This is a genomic window from Desulfosarcina alkanivorans (genome assembly GCF_009688945.1).
Taxonomy (GTDB): domain Bacteria; phylum Desulfobacterota; class Desulfobacteria; order Desulfobacterales; family Desulfosarcinaceae; genus Desulfosarcina; species Desulfosarcina alkanivorans.
Genome location: NZ_AP021874.1, coordinates 404,901 through 421,392, shown reverse-complemented (window position 1 = coordinate 421,392; position 16,492 = coordinate 404,901). Strand labels below are relative to the sequence as shown.

Here is a 16,492-nt window from a genome sequence, read left to right as displayed (position 1 = left end):
AAAGCTACATCCTTGATTGATATGGGTTTGCGGCTGGTTGCCGTTTTTGGCGGTTGTCTTAGGTCATCGCTCGATGCCGCAACCGGACGTTTTTTTCGAAATCGCCCGCTTCGGCCATGAAAAGAAGCGTGGTCAACTCCGGTTTCCTGCCCCCTAAAGTAAAAAAGCCGACGCTGATGGTCGGCTCTCTGTGGTGGTCTCCGGTCCGGTCGTCAGTCGGTGGCGAAGCCGAACTGGCGGCGCTGCTCGGTCCAGTCCTCGGGGAAGGTCTGGGTCAGCTTGGCCAGCGAGAGCCCATTGGGTTCCTCGCCGTTGATCAGGGCTTCGACGATGTCGGGGGCCAGAGTCGTCAGCTTGAGGATGCGGGCCACATACGAGCCATCGACGTCGAGGGTACGGGCAAGCTCGCTGATGGACTTGATCTGGCCGGATTCGAGGATGTCGGCCCAGGAAAAGGCCCTTCCCAATGCCTGGAGGATGGCGGACTGCACCGGTTCCTGCGCTCCGGTGATTTCTCCATCCAGGGCCTGGGGAGCGATGACCGTCTTGCGGCCGCGCATGCGCCGGATCAGCATCGGGATGTGGATCTGCAGGTTGCCGTTGTCGGCAACAGTAATGGTCGGCTTCATTTTCATCGGCTTACCCTCCGTTCGGTGACTTCGCATGCCAGACCAGCCAGCTCGGCGATGAGTGTTGTCAGCCCGTTGGTGCGCAGCTCCATATCGATTCCGGTCTCGCGGATCTCGACCTTATCCACCAGGAGGCGAATCAGCCGGTTTCGCTCCACCGGGAAAAGGTCTTCCCAGAAGCCCTCGACATTCTGGAAGGCCTCCGACACATCCTGTTCCGTGATGCTGTTCCCCTGGTAGGCTCTGCAGCGCTCGCTCACGTGCGTCAGTTGTTTCGAGAGCTCGACCGCCTGGCGATTGACCGTCGTCAGCATCTCGGTCTTGCCCGGCTGATCGCTGCCGGGTTTCATCAGTTCGAGTGCCTGCTCCCGCGCCTGCGACAGCTCCATCTCGAGTTGGGCTTTCTGCTTGAACAATCTCTCCCGCTCTACCTGCTCGATGTCCCGGGCCGCGAAGTAGGTCTTGGCCACCAGCGTCGGCGTGCGGAACACGGCGCTCAACTGCTCGATTACCGCCTGCTCGATGTCCCCGGCGGGAATCCGCTTGAGCGGGCATCGGCTCACGGTCCGCTTGCTGTCTTTCTGGCAGATGTAATAGGTGTAGTGGCGGCCGTTCTTGCGGGCGTAGGTCGGTCCCATCGAGCAGCCGCAGTGGCCGCAGCGGATGACGCCTTTCAGCGGGGCGACCATTTTGGTTCTGGCCATGGAAACCTTGACCGGTTTGTTGTCCTCCAGAATGGCCTTAACCTTGTCCCATGTCGCCCGGTCGATGATCCCTTCGTGCTCACCAGGGTAGCTGCGATCCTTGTGGGCGATCTCGCCGATATAGATCCGGTTGTTCAGCAGCCGGTAGATATGGGCGGTGTTCCATTCGGAGCCCTCGCGCACTTTGCCTTTCTTGGTGGTCCAGGCCTTGGTGCGGTAACCCTGTTCGTTCAGCTCTTGGCCCAGCTTCTTGGCCGAGCCGATCTGGATGAATCGGCGGAAGATGTACTGCACCGTTCTGGCTTCATCGGGGTTGATCAGCAGCTTCTTATTTTCCCGGTCGACGTCGTATCCGATGATGGGCACGCCGCCGCAGTATTTCCCCCGGCGCTTGGCTGCCGCCACCTTGTCCCGGATACGTTCGGCGATGACCTCCCGCTCGTACTGGGCGAAGGTAATCAGGATGCCGAGAAACATCCGGCCGGTGGGGTCGGTGGTGCTGAAGTGCTGGGTGACCGAGACGAAGCTGACACCCTTCTCGTTGAAGAGGTCAATCATCTTCATGAAGTCCAGCAGCGAGCGGGACAGGCGGTCGACCTTGTAGACCACGATCACGTCAATCTTCCCGGCGTCGATATCCGCCAGCAGGCGGCGTAGCCCCGGACGCTCCATGTTCCCGCCCGAGAAACCACCATCGTCATAGCGATCCGGCAGAGCCGTCCAGCCACGCATCCTCTGGGCTTCGATATAGTGTTCCGCCGATTCCCGTTGCGCATCCAACGAGTTGAACTCCTGTTCGAGCCCTTCCTCGTGGCTCTTGCGGGTGTAGATGGCACAGCGCAGGGTCTTGTCTTTGCCCGGCGCGACATTGCTGTTATCAAGCATCCGAACCTCCCTCGGCTTTTCTGCCGTAAACCTTCTTCAGTCCGAAAAAGACTTTGCCGTTCCAGCGCGTTCCAGTGATCTCCCTGGCCACCGCGCTGAGCGACCGGAAGGTGCGACCTTCGAATTCGTAGCAATCGGCAAGGACGATCACCTCATAGCGACGGTCGTTCCAGACCCGCACCAGTCTGGTCCCGGGCAGGATCGCCTCGTTCGATTTCCGCTCTTCTGGGATGCGTCGATTGACAGTGGCGACCGGGTCCTCCTTGGCGGCCTGCTGGAGATGGACCTTGGCCTGCTCGGACAGCCCGCCGTAGAAAAGCTCCTGGATGCGATAAGCCAGCCGCTTGATGAGGAATTGCTTTTTGTACTGGGGCGGCTCTTCGCCGTAGAGGTCGAGCCATTTTTCCCGGAGCTGCTCCAGGGACATGGATTGCAGCAGGGCCATCTGCCGAAGGACTGAGTTTCGGGTTCGGTCCTGGATCTTGCCGCCGGTGGCGGCGTTCTGTAACTCATTCATTTTCAACTCCTTATTTTGGTTTCCGGACGAGTTGTCATGAATGAATGCTCTGTTCCGGCAATGAATCAAGTCCTTCTCCGAGCACAGGGGAAGAATCTTCGAAAACCTCTAACTCATTGCCCACACAGGCGTTTTTTGCCATTCGGCGCAGGATCGCCGTGGCCAGAATGGAGGCGGCTGACTGGAGCCTCGCCTCACCCGACAGGCGGCCGGGTTTGCCGTTTTTGCCAAGGTCATCCGTCCCTGGCCCATCATTCATTTCCTGTACATCCAACATCGAACACCTCCGGTTGGACCGGGGGGCTGGATGGCGTGGATGCCAGAAAACGGCGGCGGTCGGGATGCGCGTTCTATGGCACCCACAACCGCCTCAGCTCCGCCTCTGGTCGGTTATCTGGTTACATCCGGCTTGAACCGGACTTGCGTTCGTTACCTACCGGAGGGACGTGCAAGATGACGGAATCAGACGACAAGTCCTGTTTTTTTGATTGACCTGATGTTCATCAGGTCGTATATTTTGTGGTCATAAATTGGGCTTAATCCGCTCAGTGGCTACGACACGGAGCAATCGCCATGGGAAAGAAAAAGGTATCGGAAATAACCGACCCACAAGCAAACACGCTGAGGGTCATTTGCCAAATCATCGATGAAAAGGGGTTGCCGCCAACGGTGAAAGAATTGTCGGAAGTCCTTGGTATCAGCCACGCGAGCGCCCACGAGCAGATCGCTCAACTGGTACGGAAAGGCTATCTGAAGAAAGAAGCTCGTAAGGCCCGAAGCATCGTCGTCATCAGGAGGCCCGAATAACGATGCTGGGTCGCGAAAAATAAGGAGATCGACATGGGGCACGTCAGACTTGGAAGCCTTCCGAGGTCGAGGGCATGGAAAGAGGTGGTCGGCCTGATCACGGCCGGTGCCGACGTGTCCCAAATCGCAAACGCAACAATCCGGGCAGCCGATAAAGCATTCACCTTCGTGCTCAACGATAAGGGGTTCACCGAGGCGGTCTGGTTGATGACGCAACTCGCCATTGCCGCAAAAAAGGAGAACCTCGGCGAGCATCTCCAATCCCTCGGCGTCAACCTGCCGCAGGATACATCTCTTCCCGATCTTGCAGCCGCAGTCTCCGAGGCCCTGGATAACAAATTGGAGTCCAACGGTGGCCGATCCGACCTCGGTGAAATGTCTCAGCGTGCATTGGTCGGAGCCCTGGTAGAGCACATCTCACCAAAACTGCCGTCTCTCTTCGCCCCCGGGCCAGATGATGTTCGGGCCGCACTGGCAGCGCTCGGGAAAAAGCGGGAGTTCGGAGAGCTGTCGCGGACTTTCTTCGCCAAGCTGACCAACGAGAGCATGAACTACTTCCTCTCAAAAACGCTGGCTACCCATCTGGGCGAGGGCCAGCGCTTTGCCACCATGAATGAAATGGGACAATTCGAGAAGGCTCTGAACACGCACTGTAAAGAGGCGTCCCTGATCGTCGAGCAGTTTTCAGCAGATTGGTTTTCGAAGCACAGGTACGAAGAAGGTGGTGACATCTCCAGGGAGTCTTCCAATGGCTTCGCCTCTTACGCGCTGAAAAAGATGAAGGACGAGCTAAAAGAAGGAGCGCGAGCCGATGCAAGATAAACGATATATCATCTGTGGGAACGCACCGACCGATGGGATTGAAGAAAATCCTGACCGTGATCTGCGCCTGCGCCTTTGGGGCAAGGATGGGCCGGACAAGATCACCCTACGCATTGAAGACATCCACAAAAAGATGAGCAAGGACGTGCCTGATTCTTTCCAGGACCTGCTCGAAATCGCCACCTACGTTTACAGTGCCGATCAGGCCATCCCACGAGGGGCCGACGACGTCGATTCTTTTGGCCATGGCTGGCGCAGGGATCTGCACTTCATCATCCCGGTGCGGAAGCCAGATTTTTGGAACGGAGACGATATCCACCAGGCGCTGCGCTCCACGCTTGGTTTCTTGTCTGACGACAACTATCACTTCGAGTTCGTCAAACTGAAAGAGGCTCAGGCATTCCAGGGATATCTGAAATTTGATGATGACGGACGGCTCTTCGGCTATCCGGAACAGGTAGTGATGTTTTCAGGTGGGCTGGACTCGCTGGCGGGAGCCATCGATGAAGTTCTGAATGAAAAACACAAGGTCGTCCTTGTTACCCACAAGTCGACACCGAAGCTCAACACGCGCCACCGGCGACTGGAAAAGATGATTGCCGACAAGGCTGGGGAAAACGCCCCGCTACACATCGGCGTCCGGGTCAACAAGAACAAGGGGCTGAACTACGAGTACACCCAGCGCAGCCGATCCTTCCTCTATGTGTCTATCGGGGCGACCATCGCAAAAATGCTCAATCTGAAAAGCGTCCGTTTTTACGAAAACGGGGTCATCAGTTTGAATCTGCCGGTCTGCGCTCAGGTAGTCGGCGGCCGGGCAACACGCACCACCCACCCCAGGGTGATCCGAGGTTTTCAGGAAATCATCAGCCTGGTGGCTGGCGAACCGTTCACGATTGAGAATCCCTACATCTGGAAAACCAAGGCCGGTGTCATCGAGGTGATCACCAAGGCAGGATGCCAGGACATGATCGCGGCATCGACCACCTGCACCCATACCTGGGAGATGACCAATCAACATACGCATTGCGGAACGTGTTCCCAGTGTATCGACAGGCGTTTTGCCATGATTGCGGCAAAAGCCGATCAATATGACCCAGTGGAAGCCTATAAAGCCGACATCTTCACCCAAAGCCGAAGCAAGGACGAGGACAAGATCATGACAGCCGCGTACCTGGAGCGTGCCAATCAGGTACGCGAGCAGGACGACATCACCCAGTTTATCGCCCGATTCAGCGAGGTCAGTCGGGTCTTCCGCTACCTTAATGGGAACTCCGGAAAAGTGGCCCAGAAGGTCTATGACCTTTACAAGCGCCACGCCAAGGAGGTCTGCGATGCAATGGACACAATGGTTGGCCGCAACATCACCGCCATCCGCCAACGCACCTTGCCGGGAGACTGCCTACTCAGGACGGTCTATGAATCGGGATCGGTAATCTCCGTCCCCGCCATTCCGGTTGAGCAGAAGCAGCCGGACAACTACTTCAGGAAGCGCGGGGGTGTCTGGGCGGCACGCTTTAACGGCAACGCCGAAGTGCTTGTGACGGGTGTTGATAAAGGGGCCGAGTACATCAATTTCCTCCTGGCAAGGCCGAACAAGGAAACCTCGGTCTACGAGATCGTCTGCGGGTTCGCCATCGATAGCTGCAACGCGGTCCTGAACTCCAATGAGACCGATGAAGGTTTTCAGGTCACCCAGGGGGTTCCGTTGGGTGATACCGGCTTCGTTGCCGACCGCAAGGCCGTCGAGCAATACCGGGAGACGGCTCACGAGCTTCTTCGGGAAATTGAAGAAGCCCGGGCAGAAAACAACGATGCCGAAATCCAGCGGCTCGAGAACGAAATGACCCAGATCACCGCCGCAATCAACGAGGCGGTTGGTCTGGGTGGCAAACTCCGGAAATCCAACGACAAGCGGAAGAACATCCGCGACGCCTTCCGGAGTGCCGTGAACCGGGCCATCACGTATCTGGAAAAGTATGACAAGCCGCTGGCCGCCCACCTGAAGGAGTCCATCAAGTGCGGCAACGAACCGGTCTACCGGACCGAAGAGGAGATCGTTTGGGAGGTCCGCCCGATAGTCAACGAGTGACCCGGGGCCACCCAGGAAGAAAAAACTAAAAAATATTTCCGCTACGCCAAATGTAGCCATTGCGACGCCGGATGTAGCGCCTTCCCCAATGAAGGCGCGATCCGGCGTTTTTTATTGGTCAGCACAGGGTTGGCCACCGGGCGTGCCAGAACTTCCGAACAAGGAGACTGGCAGTGGCACAAGTCAACAAAGCACACCTCACCCCACCGAAGCGGCGACTCATCGAGTTGATGCAGGACATCAACTTCGGCCGCATCACCAACATTCCGGTCCGCGACGGCGAGCCGGAACTCACCCCTGACACGGTCATCGAGCGCGAGATCAAGCTGGCTGGACAGAGCGGTCCCCGGCCCGAGCGCGACCAAGATGACTTCATCCTCAAGCAAGAGGTCGTGGCGCTACTGGAGCACCTCGCGCAGATGGGCAGCGGAAAAGTCTGCCTGCTCGAGATCAAGCACGGTCTCCCGTTTCTGATGCGCATCGAGGAACGGGCAGCCTGAACATGTAACGACCTGAACCCTTAGACACTGGACAACAAGCTGGACGCATGGCGGAGGCTGTTGTGGGTGTCGCCGAGCCGAATACGGCAATTGGCGGCGTACCTGCGACCCCTTCGCCCACGCGACAGCTTTGTCCTGTGATCTGGCCCGTGCCGACACCCACGCGGACCTCCTCCTCGCTCCGAGGAGGCCCCGATGGTTTCACAAAATTCTTACGACGGCATCGACAAGTATGCCGCCGACCTCATTCGGCACAAAGCACGTCAACTCGTAGGCAAGGCCGGATTCACCGAGGACGACAGACCCGACCTCGAACAGGAACTGATGATCGATCTGCTGCAGCGGATGCGGCATTTCAATCCCGCCAAGGCCAAGAAGACCACCTTCATGGCCCGGATCGTCGAACGTCACATCTCCACTATTTTGGAGGCCCGGTTCGCCCAATGCCGGGACTGGCGGCTCTGCCAAACCTCACTCAACGAACCCCTCGACAACGGCGAAGGCGACACCACCGAGCGGATCGACTTCCTGGACAGCGAAGGCTCTCTGGGAAGCGGCCCCCGCGAGACAAGGGAGCGTCTCACCCATGAGATCCGCATGGATCTCGACCGGGCCATCGCCTCGCTACCGGAGGATCTCCGGGATCTGTGCGTGCGCCTACACGACAGCACCATGGCCGAAATCGCCCGGGAAATGGGCATTCCTAGAACCACCCTCTACGACCGGCTGAGCAAGCTGCGGGAGGCGTTCATCGAGGCTGGCCTGACGGACTACCTGTGATCTCCGACGCATCGGCTCCGCCTCCGGTAAGTAAGCACCGTGCCGCATGGTGCGGCTATCCGGGGCCTCGGAAATCAGAACCTGAACAAAAGAGGAGTTCAACCATGACTCACGACACCTACAAGTACCGTTTTGACGAGTCGGTCCCGGCCCAGGAACTGGAAGACACTTTCATGCTGGCGATGCTGGCCGTCGAAAGCCTGCATGGCCGTTCCCGTGTGCGGATGGAGAGCCGGTTCAATCTGGACAAGGCCCGACGCACCTGCGTGATCGACGCCTCCACCGATGTCGGCAGCGACCTCGCCCGCATTTTCACCGGCTTCGCCACCAAGGAATACGGCGAACGCTCGGTCCTGATCGAACGTACCCAGCCGTCGGGTTGCGCCTGTGCCTCCAAGCATCGCGCAGCGCCCGCCGCCGAAGCGGGGGTGGCGGTATGAGCGAGCTGATGACCACCACCTATTCCATGTGGCGGCTGTTCCGCAACTGCCGCATGGCCTGCAAGTGGCGCTACATCGACGAGCTGGTGCCGCTCGAGCGCGACCCCAATCTGGCCTTCGGCTCGGTCATCCACGACTGCCTGGAGTGCTGGCACGGCGAGCGGAATCTGGCCAAGGTCCTCGACCACATCGACCGGACCTATCCGAACCGGGCGCAGGACGACCATCAACAGGCCGACTGGCATCTCGCCCGGGCCATGATGAGCGCCTATGCGGAACACTACCCGGCCGAAGAGTTCGAGGTCGTCGCGCTCGAGAAAACCTTCGAAGGTCCCATCGTCAACCCGGCGACCGGGGCGACCTCGCGCAGTTTCATTCTCGCCGGGAAGGTGGACGGCATCGTCCGTCAGGATGGCCAGTATTTCCTACTGGAACACAAAACCGCCTCGCAGATCGACGCCAGCTACCTGGAGCGGCTGTGGACCGATTTCCAGATCATCCTCTACGCCTGGTACCTGGAGCAGACCCTCGGCATCACGGTCAGCGGCATCATCTACAACGTCCTGGTCAAGGCCAAGTTGCGTCAGGGCAAGGGTGAGACCGAAGCCGAATTCGAGACCCGCCGGGCGGAGCTGATCGCCAAGTCGAAAACCGGCAAGAGCAGCGCCAAGCGCAAGCTGCCGGAGGACGACGAAACCTTCCAGCAACGGCTCCAGGAGAAGTACCTCGAGCCGGGCATGTTTCATCGCGAGGTGCTCTACATCTCCCACGACCAGTTCGAGGAACTGCGGGCGGAGCTGTGGGAACTCTCCAAGGCCATGCTCGACGCCCGTCGGCGCGACATCTTCTACCGCAACACCAGCTACTGCTTCCAGTACGGAAGGCCCTGCGCCTACTTCCAGCTCTGCCGCTCGGGCGGCAACCCCAACGTCATCGAAAACCATTTCCAACGGATCGCCCCGCACGAAGAGCTGCGGGACGGAGCCGGTGAAGACGCCGCTCCGGTGTTCTGAAATCCCAACCATAAGGAGACGAAGCCATGCTTCCCAAGACCAAAAGCAAACCCAAACACACGCTCTCGGATCTCACCGCCCTGGTGTACGGCCCGAGCAAGATCGGCAAGAGCACCTGGTGCTCCAAGGCCGATGACGCACTGTTCCTGGCGACCGAGCCGGGTCTGAACGCCCTGGAGGTGTTCCAGACCCCGATCACCTGCTGGGACGACCTCTTGCAGGCTTGCGCCGAAATCGCCGAGGGCAAGCACGAGTTCAAGACCATCGTCGTCGACACGGTGGATAACGCCTACAAGATGTGCTCGGACTACGTCTGCAAGAAATTCAAGATCGAGCACGAATCCGACCTGGGCTACGGCAAGGGCTACGCGCTGATCAACAACGAGTTCCAGCGCGTCATCAACAAGCTCGCCTTCCTGCCCTACGGGCTAATCCTGATCTCCCACTCCCAGGAGCGGGACATTGAGACCCGGACCGGCAAACACACCCGCATCGTGCCGACGCTGCCGGAAAAGGCGCGGAAGCTGGTCACCGGTCTGGTGGACCTGATCCTGTTCTGCGACCTGGACATGAAAACCGGCGAGGACGGCAAGCCGGTATGGCAGCGCGTGATGCGCACCAAGCCCAGTCCCAACTACGACGCCGGTGACCGCACCGGCCGACTCCCCGAAGTCATCCCCCTCGATTTTTCGAGCTTCGTGAAAGCGTTCAACAACACGGCAACCGGAGCTGCGGCGAGTGCCGCCCGGCCGAAGCCGGAGCCGACCGCGAGTGCGGCGGCGAAACCTCAACAGTAAGGAGAGCCGACCATGGAACACTACGAAAACCAATCCAGCAGCAACCTCGACCTGGCGCAGTTCGACGACGCCTTTGAAACCGCCGAAGTCGAGGAACGCGAGTTCGAGGCCGTCCCCGACGGCAAGTACCAGGTCAATGTCGACCGGGTCGAACTGACCCGCGCCCAGACCTCGGGCAACCCCATGCTCAAGTGGACCCTGCGCATTCTCGCTCCGACCTACAAGGGCCGTCTGCTCTGGCGCAACAACGTCATGGCCAGCAACGAGAACATCAAGTGGCTCAAGCAGGACCTCTACACCTGCGGGCTGCAGCTTCAGAAGCTCTCCGACCTGCCGGGCCACCTCGAGCAGCTTCTCAATATCAAGCTGGAGGTGACCAAACGCACTCGCGGTGAAAACGAGAACATCTACTTCAACCGTCGCATTGTCATGGCCGACGATGCCGGGGCTCCCGGCGCGGCGATGGACGACATGATCCCGTTCTGATGATGGACCGGATCACCGTTGTCGTCGACACCCGCGAACAGGAGCCCTACAGCTTCGATAGCGACAAGGTTTCGGCGGTTCGCAAGGCGCTGCCCGCCGGTGATTACTCGCTGGTTGGCCTCGAGGAACGGGTGGCGGTGGAGCGTAAATCCCTGACGGATTTCGTCTCCACCGTCATCCGGGGGCGAAAGCGGTTCCACCGCGAACTGGAAAAGCTCTCCGCCTACGAATCCGCCTGTGTGGTTGTCGAATGCAACTTTCGCGATCTGGTCGATGGCCGCTACCGCAGCGATGCCCACCCGCACGCGCTGATCGGAACGGTCGCCTCCATCGTCGTCGACTTCGGTGTCCCCGTCTACTTCTGCTCGGACCGGCAGGCCGCCTGCCGTTTTGTCGAGGAGTACCTGACACGTTTTCACCGGAGGATCGCGAGATGCCAAAAAGAAATGAGAGTAACCCGGCGCGACTCCGGGGAAGAATAGAGCGCGTTTACTATGCCGGACCCAAGTTCTCCGCAGGCCGACTGCTCACCCCGACCGGTGAGGAAGTCCAGTTCGCGGGCAATTTGTTCGCCCGGGAAAATCAGCCTGTGGTCCTGCTCGGGTCGTGGTCCACCCATCCCAAATACGGCCGTCAGTTCAAGGTCGACGGGATGGAGCACGACCTCGAACTCGATCCGGAAGGGCTGATCCACTATCTGGCCAACCATCCGGAGATCAAGGGCATTGGTCCGGCCAAGGCCAGATTGATCGTCGAGAGTTTCGGCGACGCCTTTGAAGAAACCCTTTTGAGTGACCCTGAGCGCATCGCCCTCAAAGCCCGGCTGCCCCTGGATGCAGCCAAGCGGCTGCGTGACGAATGGTTGAAGAACCGCAGCGTCAACACCGTCATGGCCTGGCTTTCGGCATTCGGCCTGACCCATCATCAGGTCACCACCCTGGTCGAAAGACTCGGCGGCAATTGCCTCGATATTCTGAAAGAAGACCCGTACATCCTCATTCGGGAGATCCGGGGATTCGGCTTCAAGAAGGTCGACAAGATCGCCCGCAAGCTGGGAACCCCAAAGGACCACGTTCCCCGTATCCGGGCCGGAATGCTGTTTTGCGTCCGTGATGCCCTGGACAATGGCCACTGCTGGATCGAATACGAGGATCTGGTGGATCAGGCCAATCTGCTGCTGGTCATGGATGCCCTGGACAGCCGGGTCCGCATCGAGAGCGCCCTCGACGCGCTCATCGAAGAACAGGCGCTTGCCTGCGATTCCCACGGCGGACGTTTCGTGGTCGCTCTGCCGGAGATCGTCCGCATGGAGCGGGAGCTGGCCTTGTTGTTCGGCCAGGCCGAAACACCGAATCCTCATTTCCAGTCCGTCAAGAAACTCGATGCCCTGATTCGGCGCTGCGCATCAACGCTGAACGAGAAGCAGCTCGACGCGGTCCGCTCGGCCCTCCAGCACAGCATCAGCCTGATTTCGGGTGGAGCCGGTTCGGGCAAGAGCTACACCATTTCGGTCATCAACACCATCTGCGAGGAGAGCGACCTGGAGGTCGTGCTCGCCGCGCCGACCGGCAAGGCCGCCAAGCGCCTGGAGGAAGTCAGCGGTCGCAGCGGCACCACCATTCACCGTCTGCTCGGCTATGACGGCAAGGGTTTCTCGCGCAGCAAGGAGAATCCCATCGATGCCGACGTCTTGGTGGTCGACGAGTTTTCGATGGTCGACGTGCCGCTGGCCTGGCACCTGTTCGAGGCGGTCGACCTGTCACGGACCACGGTGCTGCTGGTCGGTGACCACAACCAGCTTCCGCCGGTGGGACCCGGAAACATCCTTCGAGATCTGATCCAGACACGCGCCATCCCCACGGTCATCCTCGACAAGGTCGTTCGCCAGGCTGGCGTCCTTAAGGAGAACTGCACCGCCGTTCTCAAGGGCGAGGTGCGCAAGACCAGCGAGGCATCGGTGACCGGATGCCGGGATTGGTACCTGGTGGATCAGTTCACCGATCCGATGGCGGCACGCTCGTTCCTGCTGGAGCTGTTTCAGGAGCGGCTCGACGCCCTGGGGTTCGACATCATCAAGGACGTGCAGGTGCTGACGCCGACCCACAAGGGGCCGCTCGGCACCAAGGAACTGAACGAGGAACTGCAGCGGCTCATCCAGCGCAAGCTCTGGAACGCCGAGGTACCGCCGGTCGCTATGGGCCGCCGCGCCCCGTTTCTCAATCACGACAAGGTCATCCAGACCCGGAACAACTACGACCTGAACGTGATGAATGGTGCCATCGGCTATGTGGTCGATGTCCTCGCGAACGGCACCCTGGTCATCGACTTCGACGGCATGCCGGTGGAGATGGAAAAGGGTTCGCCCGACCTTCAGGACCTGCAGCTCGCCTATGCGCTCACCATCCACAAAACCCAGGGGTCCGAATTCCCCTGCGCCGTGGTGGTGGTCCACAAGGCGCATTCCTTCATGCACCACCGCAATCTGCTCTACACCGGGGTGACCCGCGCCCGGCGCACCGCCATTGTCCTGGGCGACCATTGGGGCATCCAGAATTGCGCCAAGCGTTGCCAGGTGGATGACCGTCGGACCTTTCTGCCCCTGTTTCTGGACGCCGCCCAGCACGCGGAGGCCGATTTCGCCCGTGTCGCGGAGGCCGAATGAGTATGGGCGGAACGGATAACGTCAGGGAGTATTACCGGCTCGTCACCGAGATGGACATCGGTGACGTGGCCCGGGAACTCCTGCCGGGACGGATCACCCAAGAGACCGGCCAGCGCTTGATGTGCGACTGCCCCAACCATCAGAGCCAGTCGCGTCTGTCGCTGCACGTGATGCTCGACAAGCAGGGCTGGTACTGCTTCGGCTGCGGAGTCGGCGGTGATGTGCTGCAGCTCGTTGAGTTCATTCAGACGGGCTCGGTCACCGCCGGGCAATCCGGTCCGATGCCCGACAGCCACCGTCAGGCCCGGGACTATCTCGCCAAGAAGGCGGGCTTGCCGCCGCTGTCGCGCTATGGCCTCAGCCAGGAGCGTCTCGCCCAGACGGAGGCCGACCGCGCCTTCGAACTGCGGGTCAAGGACGCGCTGACCTCGCTGGCCAGGCTTTACCACGCCAGACTCAAAGAGTCGCCGGAGGTCCTCGACTGGCTGAAATCCAAATACGCCCTGAGCGAGGAGACCATCGACGATCTCCTGATCGGCTACGCGGACAACGCGTCCGGCGCGGTCGCCCAACTGACCGGGGGTGAGGACGGTTTCTCCAAGCGGGAGCTCGCCGCCACCGGCGCTTTCCGTCCCACCAGCCAGGACGGCCTGACGCCATTTTTCGAGCGCCGGATCGTCTTTCCCTACTGGAGCCGTGGCCGGGTGGTGTTCATGATCGGCCGCAAGACGCCGTGGACCCCGGACGTGGGCTGGGAGCAAGGGAAATACAAGAAACTGCCGGTTCACGACGAACACCAACGGCCTTACGTCGCCGACTTCATCAACAACGCGCTGCTGTTCAACGAGGACTGCCTGCTGGCGAGGCCCGGCAAGGTGATCATCACCGAGGGGGTGACCGATTGCCTGGCGCTGATGCAACTGGGCCTGCCCACCGTATCTCCGGTCACCGTCCGCATCCGGGCCGCCGATTGGGAGCGCCTGATCCCCAAGCTGCGCGGCGTCGAAACCGTCTACATCTGTCAGGACAACGAACTCTCCCAAGCCGGTCTCAAGGGGGCGCTGCAAACCGCCCGTACCCTGGCCGAACACAAGATCGACACCCGGCTGGTGACGCTGCCCTTGTCGGAGACACAGAACTCGGCCCGGCAGGAGCTGACCGAACGCTTCGGCCTGACGGCGAGCGTGGGGGCGAAGGAGCTGGCCAAGCTGCTGGCGGGACGTCCCGCCGAGGAAGTCCAGGCGGTCGAGGCGCTTCTCGCCACTGCCAAGATCGACGTCAACGATTACATTGCCGCCGGGCATACCCGGGAGGATTTCGAACGTCTGCTCGCCGAGGCCAGCACGCCCATCGAGTTCGGCGTGCGCTCGCTGCCCGAGGGCGCTGAAGAGGAGGAACGCAACCGCCTGCTCGAGCCGATCCTGGGGGAGATTTCCGAGCAGTCTCCGCTGGAACAGGCCCGTCTGCTGAAGCTGGTGCAGGAGCGCATCGGTGGTGGCGTCTCCATGGCCACCCTGAAGGAACAAATCCGCGCCATCCAGAAGGACCGAAAGGTCGAGTTCCGCAACGAAAAGAAAAAGGCCAAGCGGATGTCCGGCGCGATGCCCGGATCATGCCGCGCCCGGGTTGACGAGGTGTTGATCGACACGGAACTGGAGAACGGCGCTCCCGACTACACCCTGGCCGCCGAGGCCGCCTACGACTGGTTCACCTCCAACGGTGCCCAGTTCTTTCACACCCTGCCGGGCGAGCCGTTCATGTATTTCGACAACGCCATCTATTGGATGGATTCACCGGACCGGGGCCGCAAGCGCCATTACGCGGCCATGCTCTATAAGCATACGGGCATGGTGCCGACCTCCAACGGCGGACGGACATTTTTCGAGGTACTACCCAGCCTGGCGATGATCCGTGGCCAGGTGCGCGACCATTTTTCCTGGCTGCACACCGATGTGGCCTCCTACACCGTCTATTTCAACCTGAACAATCCGGAGCACGAGATCGCCAAGATCACCCCGGACGAGATTCAGATCATGAAGAACGGCGGCAACGAGGACGGCATCATCCTGGACGGCTCGCGCAAGATGAAGCCGCTGAAATTCCTGCCCGACGCCGACCTCGAAGAGGCGGACCGGCTCCTGGTCGATCTGCTCGTGAGCAACATGACCTGCCCGCAGGGGGATCGCTTTCTCATCCTTTCCTGGCTCTCCTGTTTCCTGCTGATCGACTTCGCCGGGACACGGCCCATGACCCGATTCGAGGGCTCGGCCGGATCGGGAAAGACCACCGCCAGCAAGATCACTTCAACGCTGCTTTACGGCGAGCCCCAGCACAAGAAGGCCACCGACGCGGCGAACTACACCGATGGCTCGCAGAACCCGCTCATCGTCCTCGACAACATCGAGGTCAAGCAGATGACCGAGGATCTGACCACCTTCATGCTGACCAGCATCACCGGCATCGCCAAAGAGAAGCGCAAGAGCGGCACCGACAGCGAGACCATCACCGAGCGGACCAAATGCCTGCTGAACACCACCGGCATCGAGCCGCTGTGCGGGGAGCTTTCGGAGATACTGTCGAGGTCCTTCGTCATCAACTTCGACCTCGCCAACCAGGCAAGCGACTGCTTTCTGGAATCGGAGGTCATTTCCGCCATCCAGCAGAACCGGGACCTGATCATCTCGGCCATTATGAAGCGAACCAGTCATGTTCTGGCGATGATCCGGGACGGAGCCCAGAAACAGGTCATGCGTCTGCTGCACCGAACCATGCCGACCCATGGCAAGCGCCGTTGCAACGATTATCTGAGCCTGATGTACCTGATGATGCTGGCCGGGTCCGAGGAACACGAGGTGACCACCGGACTCGAGGATCTAAGCCCGCTGTTCATCGAGCAGATTCATTCCATCAACGACACCAGCCAGGAGATGGCGCGGGAGTCGAACCCCATTGCCACGGCGCTGGCGTCGCTCTTCCATGCCTACCGGAACGCGGTGGAACTGGACGAGAAGGCCCGCTACGGCGAGGACGACCGGGCAAACCACGTGGTGGGGTTCATCGAACGCTATCAGGTGAGGTTCGAGAACGAGAACACTATGGAACCGGTGTCGGCGGGACGGCTGCTCGCGGCGCTACGCAGGGTCGGCCGGGAATTCAACCTCGAGTTCGAATACAAGAAGCCCGCCCAGCTCGGTCGGCGCATCAGCAACGACCTGGACGTCATACGGGACGCCGGGTTTGACATCGACCGGCAGCGCAACGCCCACACCAAGAACTTCGAATACCGGATCGTCAAGAACGCCAACCTCTGATTCCACGCCATACTGACCCAATCATCCAGGACGCTCTCGGGCGTCCT

At 60.2% G+C, this 16,492-nt stretch carries 16 protein-coding genes; 12 read left to right on the top strand and 4 right to left on the bottom strand.

The window, feature by feature from the left end:
* Nucleotides 1–212 precede the first annotated feature (212 nt).
* From DSCA_RS01945 to DSCA_RS01930, 4 genes are read right to left on the bottom strand one after another with little or no spacing between them, the layout of a single operon-like run.
* Nucleotides 213–635, bottom strand: a complete 423-nt coding sequence (locus tag DSCA_RS01945) for a hypothetical protein (RefSeq protein ID WP_114607973.1) — start codon at nucleotides 633–635, stop codon at nucleotides 213–215.
* On the bottom strand, nucleotides 632–2,218 hold the full coding sequence (locus DSCA_RS01940; RefSeq protein ID WP_155314827.1) for a recombinase family protein: 1,587 nt from the start codon (nucleotides 2,216–2,218) through the stop codon (nucleotides 632–634). The genes DSCA_RS01945 and DSCA_RS01940 overlap by 4 nt, the downstream gene beginning before the upstream one ends.
* Nucleotides 2,211–2,735: a DUF2924 domain-containing protein gene (locus DSCA_RS01935; RefSeq protein WP_155314826.1), complete on the bottom strand. Its 525-nt coding sequence runs from the start codon at nucleotides 2,733–2,735 to the stop codon at nucleotides 2,211–2,213. Before DSCA_RS01935 ends, DSCA_RS01940 begins: the two co-directional genes overlap by 8 nt.
* Nucleotides 2,736–2,769: 34 nt before the next feature.
* Nucleotides 2,770–3,012, bottom strand: a complete 243-nt coding sequence (locus DSCA_RS01930; RefSeq protein ID WP_155314825.1) for a hypothetical protein — start codon at nucleotides 3,010–3,012, stop codon at nucleotides 2,770–2,772.
* 296 nt (nucleotides 3,013–3,308) lie between these two features.
* Between DSCA_RS01930 and DSCA_RS01925 the strand changes: the two genes are divergently transcribed.
* From DSCA_RS01925 to DSCA_RS01870, 12 genes are all read left to right on the top strand, one after another.
* The gene (locus DSCA_RS01925; protein WP_009379056.1) at nucleotides 3,309–3,542 is read left to right on the top strand and encodes a LexA family protein; all 234 of its coding nucleotides are present in this window, start codon (nucleotides 3,309–3,311) and stop codon (nucleotides 3,540–3,542) included.
* A 33-nt stretch (nucleotides 3,543–3,575) separates the two neighbouring features.
* The gene (locus DSCA_RS01920; protein ID WP_028588108.1) at nucleotides 3,576–4,364 is read left to right on the top strand and encodes a hypothetical protein; all 789 of its coding nucleotides are present in this window, start codon (nucleotides 3,576–3,578) and stop codon (nucleotides 4,362–4,364) included.
* Nucleotides 4,354–6,456, top strand: coding sequence for a 7-cyano-7-deazaguanine synthase (locus DSCA_RS01915; RefSeq protein ID WP_155314824.1), 2,103 nt, complete (start codon nucleotides 4,354–4,356; stop codon nucleotides 6,454–6,456). Before DSCA_RS01920 ends, DSCA_RS01915 begins: the two co-directional genes overlap by 11 nt.
* A gap of 173 nt (nucleotides 6,457–6,629) precedes the next feature.
* On the top strand, nucleotides 6,630–6,956 hold the full coding sequence (locus DSCA_RS01910) for a hypothetical protein (RefSeq protein ID WP_028577538.1): 327 nt from the start codon (nucleotides 6,630–6,632) through the stop codon (nucleotides 6,954–6,956).
* A 195-nt stretch (nucleotides 6,957–7,151) separates the two neighbouring features.
* Nucleotides 7,152–7,736 (top strand): sigma-70 family RNA polymerase sigma factor, encoded by a 585-nt coding sequence (locus DSCA_RS01905; protein WP_155314823.1) that lies wholly within the window; start codon nucleotides 7,152–7,154, stop codon nucleotides 7,734–7,736.
* A 104-nt stretch (nucleotides 7,737–7,840) separates the two neighbouring features.
* Nucleotides 7,841–8,176, top strand: a complete 336-nt coding sequence (locus DSCA_RS01900) for a hypothetical protein (protein WP_011367847.1) — start codon at nucleotides 7,841–7,843, stop codon at nucleotides 8,174–8,176.
* Nucleotides 8,173–9,189, top strand: coding sequence for a PD-(D/E)XK nuclease family protein (locus tag DSCA_RS01895; RefSeq protein WP_155314822.1), 1,017 nt, complete (start codon nucleotides 8,173–8,175; stop codon nucleotides 9,187–9,189). Before DSCA_RS01900 ends, DSCA_RS01895 begins: the two co-directional genes overlap by 4 nt.
* Before the next feature lie 26 nt (nucleotides 9,190–9,215).
* On the top strand, nucleotides 9,216–9,986 hold the full coding sequence (locus DSCA_RS01890) for an ATP-binding protein (RefSeq protein ID WP_155314821.1): 771 nt from the start codon (nucleotides 9,216–9,218) through the stop codon (nucleotides 9,984–9,986).
* A 12-nt stretch (nucleotides 9,987–9,998) separates the two neighbouring features.
* A complete protein-coding gene (locus DSCA_RS01885) occupies nucleotides 9,999–10,472 on the top strand; it encodes a DUF669 domain-containing protein (RefSeq protein ID WP_155314820.1) in 474 nt (157 codons plus the stop codon).
* Complete coding sequence (locus tag DSCA_RS01880) at nucleotides 10,472–10,954, top strand: ERCC4 domain-containing protein (RefSeq protein WP_013258639.1); 483 nt, start codon at nucleotides 10,472–10,474, stop codon at nucleotides 10,952–10,954. The genes DSCA_RS01885 and DSCA_RS01880 overlap by 1 nt, the downstream gene beginning before the upstream one ends.
* On the top strand, nucleotides 10,906–13,134 hold the full coding sequence (recD2, locus tag DSCA_RS01875; RefSeq protein ID WP_155314819.1) for an SF1B family DNA helicase RecD2: 2,229 nt from the start codon (nucleotides 10,906–10,908) through the stop codon (nucleotides 13,132–13,134). The genes DSCA_RS01880 and recD2 overlap by 49 nt, the downstream gene beginning before the upstream one ends.
* Nucleotides 13,131–16,445 (top strand): CHC2 zinc finger domain-containing protein, encoded by a 3,315-nt coding sequence (locus DSCA_RS01870; RefSeq protein WP_155314818.1) that lies wholly within the window; start codon nucleotides 13,131–13,133, stop codon nucleotides 16,443–16,445. Before recD2 ends, DSCA_RS01870 begins: the two co-directional genes overlap by 4 nt.
* The last annotated feature ends 47 nt before the right edge of the window (nucleotides 16,446–16,492 follow it).